The 8610-nt window shown below is 30.2% G+C and carries 9 protein-coding genes and 1 riboswitch; of the genes, 2 read left to right on the plus strand and 7 right to left on the minus strand.

All coding sequences use genetic code 11. The annotated features are described in order from the left end of the window. Together RR430_RS08300 and RR430_RS08305 are read right to left on the minus strand one after the other, a co-directional pair. The coding region (locus RR430_RS08300) for a glutamine amidotransferase-related protein (RefSeq protein ID WP_332508921.1) at nt 1-763 on the minus strand (763 nt) is incomplete at its 3' end. Nucleotides 764-786: 23 nt separating this feature from the next. Beyond that, nucleotides 787-1977 (minus strand): coenzyme F420-0:L-glutamate ligase, encoded by a 1191-nt coding sequence (locus tag RR430_RS08305; protein WP_332488194.1) that lies wholly within the window; start codon nt 1975-1977, stop codon nt 787-789. A gap of 108 nt (nt 1978-2085) precedes the next feature. Here RR430_RS08305 and RR430_RS08310 point away from each other — a divergent pair, with 108 nt between their 5' ends. Further along, nucleotides 2086-2964, plus strand: a complete 879-nt coding sequence (locus tag RR430_RS08310; protein ID WP_332488196.1) for a LysR family transcriptional regulator — start codon at nt 2086-2088, stop codon at nt 2962-2964. Nucleotides 2965-2974: 10 nt separating this feature from the next. Here the strand turns inward: RR430_RS08310 and RR430_RS08315 are convergent, their stop codons facing one another. The 3 genes from RR430_RS08315 to RR430_RS08325 form a co-directional block, all read right to left on the minus strand. Beyond that, nucleotides 2975-3790: an HAD family hydrolase gene (locus RR430_RS08315; RefSeq protein WP_332488197.1), complete on the minus strand. Its 816-nt coding sequence runs from the start codon at nt 3788-3790 to the stop codon at nt 2975-2977. Nucleotides 3791-3877: 87 nt separating this feature from the next. After that, nucleotides 3878-5197: an NCS2 family permease gene (locus RR430_RS08320; protein WP_332488198.1), complete on the minus strand. Its 1320-nt coding sequence runs from the start codon at nt 5195-5197 to the stop codon at nt 3878-3880. 56 nt (nt 5198-5253) lie between these two features. Next, nucleotides 5254-5354, minus strand: a riboswitch (purine riboswitch). 33 nt (nt 5355-5387) lie between these two features. After that, the gene (locus RR430_RS08325; protein WP_332508922.1) at nt 5388-6059 is read right to left on the minus strand and encodes a VanZ family protein; all 672 of its coding nucleotides are present in this window, start codon (nt 6057-6059) and stop codon (nt 5388-5390) included. Nucleotides 6060-6154: 95 nt separating this feature from the next. Between RR430_RS08325 and RR430_RS08330 the strand changes: the two genes are divergently transcribed. Further along, nucleotides 6155-6988, plus strand: coding sequence for a choline kinase family protein (locus RR430_RS08330; RefSeq protein WP_332488201.1), 834 nt, complete (start codon nt 6155-6157; stop codon nt 6986-6988). Here RR430_RS08330 and RR430_RS08335 read toward each other — a convergent pair. Continuing rightward, on the minus strand, nt 6981-7664 hold the full coding sequence (locus RR430_RS08335) for an HAD family hydrolase (protein WP_332488203.1): 684 nt from the start codon (nt 7662-7664) through the stop codon (nt 6981-6983). The genes RR430_RS08330 and RR430_RS08335 overlap by 8 nt on opposite strands. A gap of 40 nt (nt 7665-7704) precedes the next feature. Continuing rightward, a partial coding sequence (locus RR430_RS08340; protein WP_332508923.1) for an MATE family efflux transporter occupies nt 7705-8610 on the minus strand: 906 nt, incomplete at its 5' end.

Consider the following 8610-nt stretch of genomic DNA (forward strand, 5'->3'; position numbering starts at 1 on the left):
TTTCAATAATATCTGGATAGATTGTTCCTTGTGCTAAGAATTCAATACCATCTAATTTACGAGCTTCTTCTTCAAACACACGAATGAATTCAGCTCCAATAATTTTACGTTTTTGTTCAGGTTCATTTATGTCTTCAAGTTTACCCAAAAAGCGGTCAGTAGCATCAACATAAACTAAATTAGCATTCAACTGATTTTGGAAAACTTCAATTACGTCTTCTGATTCACCTTTTCTCATTAATCCATGATTAACATGAACACAAGTCAATTGTTTACCAATTGCTTTTATAAGTAAAGCTGCCACAACAGATGAATCAACTCCACCTGATAATGCTAATAGTACTTTCTTATCACCAACTTGTTTACGAATGATATCTACTTGATCATTTACAAAGTTTTTCATATTCCAGTTTTTATCGGCATGACATTCATCAAAGACAAATACTTTTAATTCTTCTTTAATTGCTTCATCTGTTTTGGCCCAGCTTGCTTTATTAGAAACTTTCGCAAGTTGATGACCTACTGCATAAACAGGGATTCCTAACGAATAGATTTCTTCATTAACATCTATTTCTTTACCATCAATAACATTGTTTTCACCGCCATTAATAATAATCCCTTTTACGTTCAATGTAGCTATTTCTTCTTTTGTAATATCATGTGGTTTAATTTCGCTGTAAACACCTAAGTCACGAATTAAACGTGCTATACGTGTATTATCATGACTACCTAAATCTAATACTAAAATATTATCTTGTTTCATATTTTCCTCTTCCCTTTAAGTTTTTAGTTTGTATAGTTATCAAAATAACCTTGAACTAATACAACTGGTGTTCCTTTATCTCCAGAACCACTTGTTAAGTCACAAAGTGAACCAATTAAGTCAGTTAATTGACGTGGAGTAGTACCTTGAGATGCCATATTTCCAACAAGATTATTGTCTTTCTCACGGATACTCTTTGAGATAGCTTCTTTCAATGCCTCACCGCTTAAATCTTTGAAATCATTGTCAGCAAGATATTTCAATTTCAATTCATTAGGTGTTCCAATTAATCCATCAGTAAATGCTGGAGATACACATGGATCTGCTAATTCCCAAATCTTACCTTGAGGATCTTTAAATGCACCATCACCATATACCATTACTTCAACATGTTTACCAGTTTTATTTAAAATACTATCTTGAATACTTAATACTAAATCTTTGCATTCTCTTGGAAATAATTTCACTGTATCTTCTGTTGATTTATTAGAACCTAATAAACCATATTTTTCATTATATCCTTCACCATTAATGCTTGATGTAACAATATCATCTAAACCACAAACTATTTTAGCACCAGCAGCTTTTAAGATACGTTTTGTACGAGCACGTGTATGGATATCACATGTTAATACGCAATCTGTGTAGTTAAGAATTGTTTTAGCTTGATTAGCAAAAACTACTTCAACTTCTGCACCTGCTTCTTTAATAATATTACTGTAATAGTCAACATAATCTACTCCAGTGAATTCATGTTTGTTTTCACCAAATAATTCTCTATATTTTGCTTCAGAAAGAACGTCTGAATAAGGATTAACTCCTGCTTCATCAAGTTTGTCTAATGATACTAATTCATTACCAACTTCATCGCTTGGGTAACTAAGCATTAATACAACTTTTTTAGCTCCCATTGCAATTCCTTTTAAACAAATTGCAAAACGATTACGAGAAAGTATAGGGAAAATAACACCAATTGTTTCCCCACCTAATTTAGCTTTAACATCAGTAGCTATTGCTTCAACACTTGCATAATTACCTTGTGAACGAGCAACTATTGATTCTGTGATTGAAATAACATCACGATCTCTTAATTCAAATCCTTCACTTGTTGCAGCATCAATTACACTATCAACTACAATCTTTGCTAAATCATCATTTTCACGAATAATTGGGCATCTTACGCCTCTTGAAACTGTACCAACTTTTCTTTCCATAGTATTTACCTCTTCTATGAGTTGAACTCATCGCAAACTTATTATAAACTATAATTAATCATTAGTATAATTAAACTATACTAATTTTGATATAAGGAGAGCTAATGTATGAATATCAAACTTGAACAATATAAAATATTTAATGAAGCAGCCACTACTCTTTCCTTCTCTGAAGCCGCTAGAAACCTCTTTATTACGCAATCCGCAGTGTCACAAGCAATTTCCCTATTAGAAAAAGAACTCAAAATACAGCTATTTGTGCGCATGAAAAAAGGAGTTATTCTTACAAAGGAAGGTGAACTTCTATACCAAAACATAAACCAAGCATTAAATCTAATCACTAATGCCGAAAATCAATTATCTAACCTTAGAGAATTAGAGGAAGGTGAATTGGTTATTGCTGCTGGAGACAGTGTAAGTGAATTCTTTTTAACACCCTATCTTTCTAAGTTTCATGATTTATATCCTAATGTAACAATTAAAGTCGTAAATCGAACTAGTATCGAAATATATGAATTACTAAAGAATGGACAAGTTGATTTAGGTTTTGTAAATCTACCCATTCACGATGAATCACTAACATTCAATGAATGTTTTATAATTCATGATATATTTGTAGGTAAGAATCCTTCTAACAAAATTTATAGCTATAAAGAATTATCTAAGTTACCATTAATATTACTTGAAGAATCATCCAACTCTAGAAACTATCTTAATAAACAATTCGCAAAGAATGGTATAAAGTTACATCCTCAAATGGAATTAGGTGCTCACAGTCTGTTACTTGAATGTGTTAAAGAACGCTTAGGAGTTGCTTGTGTTATTAAGGAATTTTCATCACGTTATTTAAATAAAGAAGTATTTGAATTACAAGTACAAACACCATTACCAACTAGAAGTATTGGCTATGCATACTTATCCAGAAAATCATTATCTGCACCATCAATAAAGTTTATAGAGTTAATCCATAAGAAAGAAGTCCAATAACGGACTTCTTTTAAAATAGTTCTAGCTTTTTAAATGCCTTATAGATTCCGTCATCACTAACGGAATCAGTTATCATATTAGAAACAGATTTTAGCTGTTCACAAGCATTACCCATCGCAATTCCAATACCACATTCTTGAATCATTTCATAATCATTCATACTATCACCAATACCAATCGTATCACTAAGTAAAATATTATCATGTTCAATTAGTTTTTTAATTCCTTCTGCTTTATTGCAATCATTAAACATAATTTCTATTTCCATCATTTGACCTTCATCATGTTCTGTATAAATCATTTGATAATTATCTTTTAATTCTTCTTCTACTTGTTGAATGATAGATTTCTTATTTGTATAAAAAGTAATTTTAAAAACTGAATCATCTTTTAAATCACTCATTGAACTTAAGCATAAATTACTAACCATTTCATCCCATGACATATTAGGATCATACATTCTAAACATACTCATAAAATCATCTACACCATTTTCAAGATAATAATTGCTATATTTACCTTCTAATATGTAGTTGAGATTATACTTATGTAATGTATTTACTATTTGTTTTATTTCATCATTATTCATAATACGTTGAAATACAACATTATTGTTCTTTTCCACATAAGCTCCTGCTGAACAAATAACACCATCAAATAAATTTAAATCAAGTTTCTTAACCTGACTTAATGGTCTTCCTGTACAAACAAATACTTTGTGGCCATTATTTTTCGCTAAAATTATTGCCTCATTGGCAGACTGTGGAATTGCATAATCAAATGAATCAATAAGTGTTCCATCTACATCCAGAAATATATATTTCATTTTCTACCTCACTATTCAACAAATAAAGTATATGAGACTCCTTGTAAAAGGTAAAGAAAAACATACCTTACGATATGTTTAACTAGTTTATTTAGAAATAAAATATAGAATAAATATGATATCTAATACCCATACTATTGGTTTAATATCTTTTATTTTTCCAGAACCAATATTTGCTAGTGTATACACAATAAATCCAACTGCAATACCATCAGAAATTGAATAACATAACATCATCATAATAATTGTAACGAATGATGATGCAGCAACACCAACGTCAGTCCAATCAATACCTTTAACTTGTTGAACCATTAAGATACCAACTGTGATTAGTGCTGGCGCTGTAACAGCACTTGTTACAACACTAAGAAGTGGTGAGAAGAATACTGATAAGAAGAATAGACAACCTGTAACACAAGCTGTTAACCCTGTTCTTCCTCCAGCTGCAACTCCTGAACCTGATTCAACAAAAGATGTAACAGTTGATGTTCCTAAAACTGAACCAACTACTGTACCCACTGAATCAGCTAATAACGCTTTTTCAATATTTTCCATTTCGCCTTCTTCATTTACAAGACCAATATCATTACCAACCGCAACTAATGTTCCTGCAGTATCGAAGAAATCTACAAATAAGAATGAGAAGATGATTACTACTACTGAAGGACTTGAGAATAATTCACCAAAGCCTGATGTGAAAGCCATGAATGTAGGCATTTCAAAATCAAATGAAACAATTGATGTAGGTAATGCTGGTAATCCTGCACCTAAACCTGCAACACCACAAATAACACCTACCACTGCAGTTCCAAGTAATCCCCAGAATACTGCCGCATTAACTTTCTTAGTTAATAATAATACTGTTAATAATAAACCAAATATAGCCAATAGAACTGTTGGATCTTTTAAGTTTCCAAGCCCTACAAATGTCGCACTGTTAGCTACAATAATTCCTGCATTCTTTAATCCAACAAAAGCAATGAAGAAACCAATACCTGCACCAATTGCAAGTTTCATGTTTTTAGGAATTGAATTAATAATAACTTTACGAATACCAGTAACTGAAATAAGAATAAAGATAATTCCTGAAACAAATACTGCTGCTAAAGCAGCTTGCCAAGAAAATCCCATTACGCCGCATACTGTGTAAGCAAATAATGCATTAACACCCATACCAGGAGCTAATGATACTGGGTAATTAGCGAAAACCCCCATAATAATTGATGCCACACCTGCAGAAATTGCAGTTGCTAAGAAAACTGATTGAAATGGCATACCTGTTGCTCCTAAGATATCAGGATTAACAAAAAGGATGTAAGCCATCGCAAGGAAAGTAGTTACCCCTGCAATAATCTCTGTTTTAACATTTGTTTTCTTTTCTTTTAACTTAAATAATTTTTCTAACATAGTTCCCCTTTTCTAAATGTCACCAAAAAATAAAAAAAGTCTTCCGATAGGAACAACTCAAAAAGTTATTCCATCGTAGCCAGAAGATTTACGGTCTTCCGTAGAGACGCTTTTCCCCTATTGAAAAGCTTATACGTGGTTGACATTACTTTAATATAATATATTAATTTTGCATAAAGGGAAAGTCTTTTTATAACTTTAATGGTTGATTTGACTCATCATCCTTAAAATACATTTCAATTTTATCTTTTACTAAAAAGAATATAAATTTAAATACAAAGAAAACCATCAATGCACCACCAACATTTAAAATGATATCATCAACATCTGCAGTACCCATGTTTGTCCAATGTTGAATGCACTCAACGCCACTAACCATTACACCCATTGTAATAGTAAACACAAATATATTATGAAACTTTTTACTCCATAATGGTAATAATAAACCCATAGGCATAAATAAAATTGCATTACCAACTAAATTACCAAAAGACTTTAAACTATTTTCATCACGCATAGTTGCAAAGAATTCTTTTATTGTCTTAAATGGGACTAAATTAACATAATGAGTTGCAGATCTAGTAAAGAAAAATCCATCTAAAAATAACACTGCACATAAAAATACTAAATAATATAGTAATAAACCTGTAACAAATATTTTAAACAAACGGATACGAAGTACGTTATTTTTTGCATAAAATACTTCTATAGATGTTGCCACTAAATAAATAACAACACTTCCTAACACAATAAACATTTGCTTATATAAACTAATATCGTCATGCTTCTTTATCCAATATAAATTAGCAAGAATAAATAAAATAAATAGTGGAAGTGTGATTAAACGTTTAAATTTATTCATAATGTTCTCCTCGTGTTGCAATTTTACCACTTAATACAAATTCAAACAACTGACAAATATATGAAAAGTAGGTTACAATTAAAGTGGTGATAAAAATGGATAGAATTGAATTGGTTATAGATGGTAAGAAAATTGAATGTACTCCAACTAACCTTGGCTTAACTAATAACATATATAAAGGTATTTTTAATGATGAAGTTGTCGCGATAAGAATTCCTAAAGAGGAAACTAAAGAATTAAGTACATTTGATAATGAGCACATGGTATTACCACTTATAAAAGAATTGAATTTAGATGCTAATGAATTATATTATGATCCATCAACAAGAATACGTATTACAAAATGGATTAATAATGCTTCAGAATATAAAGATTGCTTTGATGACAATAAAATAATTAGAGCGGCTAAACTAATTAGAAAACTGCACGATGCTAAAATTATCACTCATAATGAATTTAATTGTATTTCATTATTGAGAGAATACCAAAGTAAAATCCAAGCATCATTATTTCCTTTAGAAAAGTACTATTATCTAATAGATAAAGTTAAACAAATACATAACCCTCATATATTATGTCATAATGATTTAGTTAGCGGTAATTTATTGTTTACTGATTCAAAAGATTATTTGATTGATTATGAATATGCAAAAGACAATGATCCTTTATTTGATATTATGAGTTTTTTAACAGAAAATAATATTACTGATTTAAATAAACGTCAATTATTTTATCAAACATATTTTGAAACTACATTAACAGATAAAGTTAAACACGAGTTATCAGTTTATGAATCATTTCATAATTTATTATGGTGTACATGGGCTACTATGATGTTTGATTTACTACATGAAAATATTTATAAAGAAATAGCAACTGATAAATACAACGCACTTCAAGCAAATGAAAAAATAGAAGAGTCTATCTAGATTCTTCTATTTCATTTATCACATTTACTAAATCAGTAAATCTATCTACACGATTTACTTTTAAACCACATGGATGATCTTTATCAGTAATTAACCAAATAGGTGTACAACCTGCTAATGTAGCTCCATAGATATCCGCGTAGAATGTATCCCCTACATAAATAATTTCTTCAGGCAATACATCTAGCATTCTGCTAATTTCAATAAATATCTTAGGATCTGGTTTATGAAAACCTAAATCACCAGATACAATTACAGCATCTAATACTTCTTTAATTCCACAATAATCAAGTTTACTATGTTGCCCATTTGAATCACCGTTTGTTATGCAGCCTAATGTATAATCTTTACCCAACTTCTCAAGCGTTTCAAATACGCCTTCCCTTAATATAGTATATTTATAAAATTCACCTGACCATTTTTTTGACATCTTTTCCATTAATAATTGATCCAAGTTATATGTTTTCCCAAGTTGATCAAATACATAACTTCTTTTAATAGTGCCAAATTGATCCCACGTCAAGCAACTTTGTATAATTGCTTCAAACTCAAATGACTCTGTATTAATATCCGGAAATATTTGTTGCAGGTCATCTTTATATTTGTTGTATGCTGATATTTGACGATTTGATAATGTTCCATCAAAATCAAAAACAACTGCTTTATATTTTTTCATATACTTTACCTCTTAAGTATTATACTAGATTTTTGTATAATTACATATAACCATACTCTTCTTTAGAACGTATTATACAAACTATAGACAATATTATACTTAATGCTTCAGCAACTGGTACAGCAAGCCAAATTCCTTCAATACCAATTACCATAGGTAGACATACTAGCGAAATAATTAATAATACAAATGTTCTTATAAATGATATAAAAGCTGATATCTTGCCATTTGAAAACGATGTAAATAATGCTGATGTGAAAATATTAAAACCTGTGAATAAGAAACTTATCGAGAATAAAGAGAAGCCATGTTTAGCAATCGTAAATACTTCTGTTCCTTCTCTTGCGAATATTGCGATGATTAAATCTTCAAATACATTTGATACTAGTACCATCAATATTGAGAACACTAATACGATAAGCATACTCATCTTAAAATATTTTTTTATTTTAATTCTATTTCTTTCACCATAATTGTAACTAAATATAGGAGCTACACCTTGTGAGAATCCTAAAAATACTGATGTAAGTAAGAATTGTGCATACAAGACTATCGTAATTGCTGCAACTCCTGTCTCTCCCATATACTTTAACATCATCATATTAAACAAGAATGTTGTAACGGCAATTGCTAGATTACTAACCATTTCCGATGACCCATTTGAACATGTATTGATTAATACATCTTTTCTTAAAACTGGCTTTGCAAAATGCAATACCGTTGTTTTTTTAAACATAAAGAAATAAATACCATAGATTGCAGGAATTGAATAACCTATTACAGTAGCAACCGCTGCACCTTGAATCCCCATATTAAATTTAGCTATAAACACATAATCTAAAACAATATTAGCAACTCCACCCAATAAAGTAGTAATTAAACCAAGATTAGGTTTTCCTGCTGTAACAAAGAAACTTTGAAATATCATTTGAAAAATTGCTAGAGG

The sequence above is a fragment of the Anaerorhabdus sp. genome, from assembly GCF_036641015.1.
GTDB lineage: Bacteria > Bacillota_I > Bacilli_A > Erysipelotrichales > Erysipelotrichaceae > Anaerorhabdus.

Bases quoted from the DNA above. Each gene is read 5' to 3' on its own strand.
- RR430_RS08330 (WP_332488201.1), top strand. From the start codon at position 6,155: ATGGATAGAATTGAATTGGTTATAGATGGTAAGAAAATTGAATGTACT.
- RR430_RS08315 (WP_332488197.1), bottom strand. From the start codon at position 3,790: ATGAAATATATATTTCTGGATGTAGATGGAACACTTATTGATTCATTT.
- RR430_RS08310 (WP_332488196.1), top strand. From the start codon at position 2,086: ATGAATATCAAACTTGAACAATATAAAATATTTAATGAAGCAGCCACT.
- RR430_RS08325 (WP_332508922.1), bottom strand. From the start codon at position 6,059: ATGAATAAATTTAAACGTTTAATCACACTTCCACTATTTATTTTATTT.
- RR430_RS08335 (WP_332488203.1), bottom strand. From the start codon at position 7,664: ATGAAAAAATATAAAGCAGTTGTTTTTGATTTTGATGGAACATTATCA.
- RR430_RS08320 (WP_332488198.1), bottom strand. From the start codon at position 5,197: ATGTTAGAAAAATTATTTAAGTTAAAAGAAAAGAAAACAAATGTTAAA.
- RR430_RS08305 (WP_332488194.1), bottom strand. From the start codon at position 1,977: ATGGAAAGAAAAGTTGGTACAGTTTCAAGAGGCGTAAGATGCCCAATT.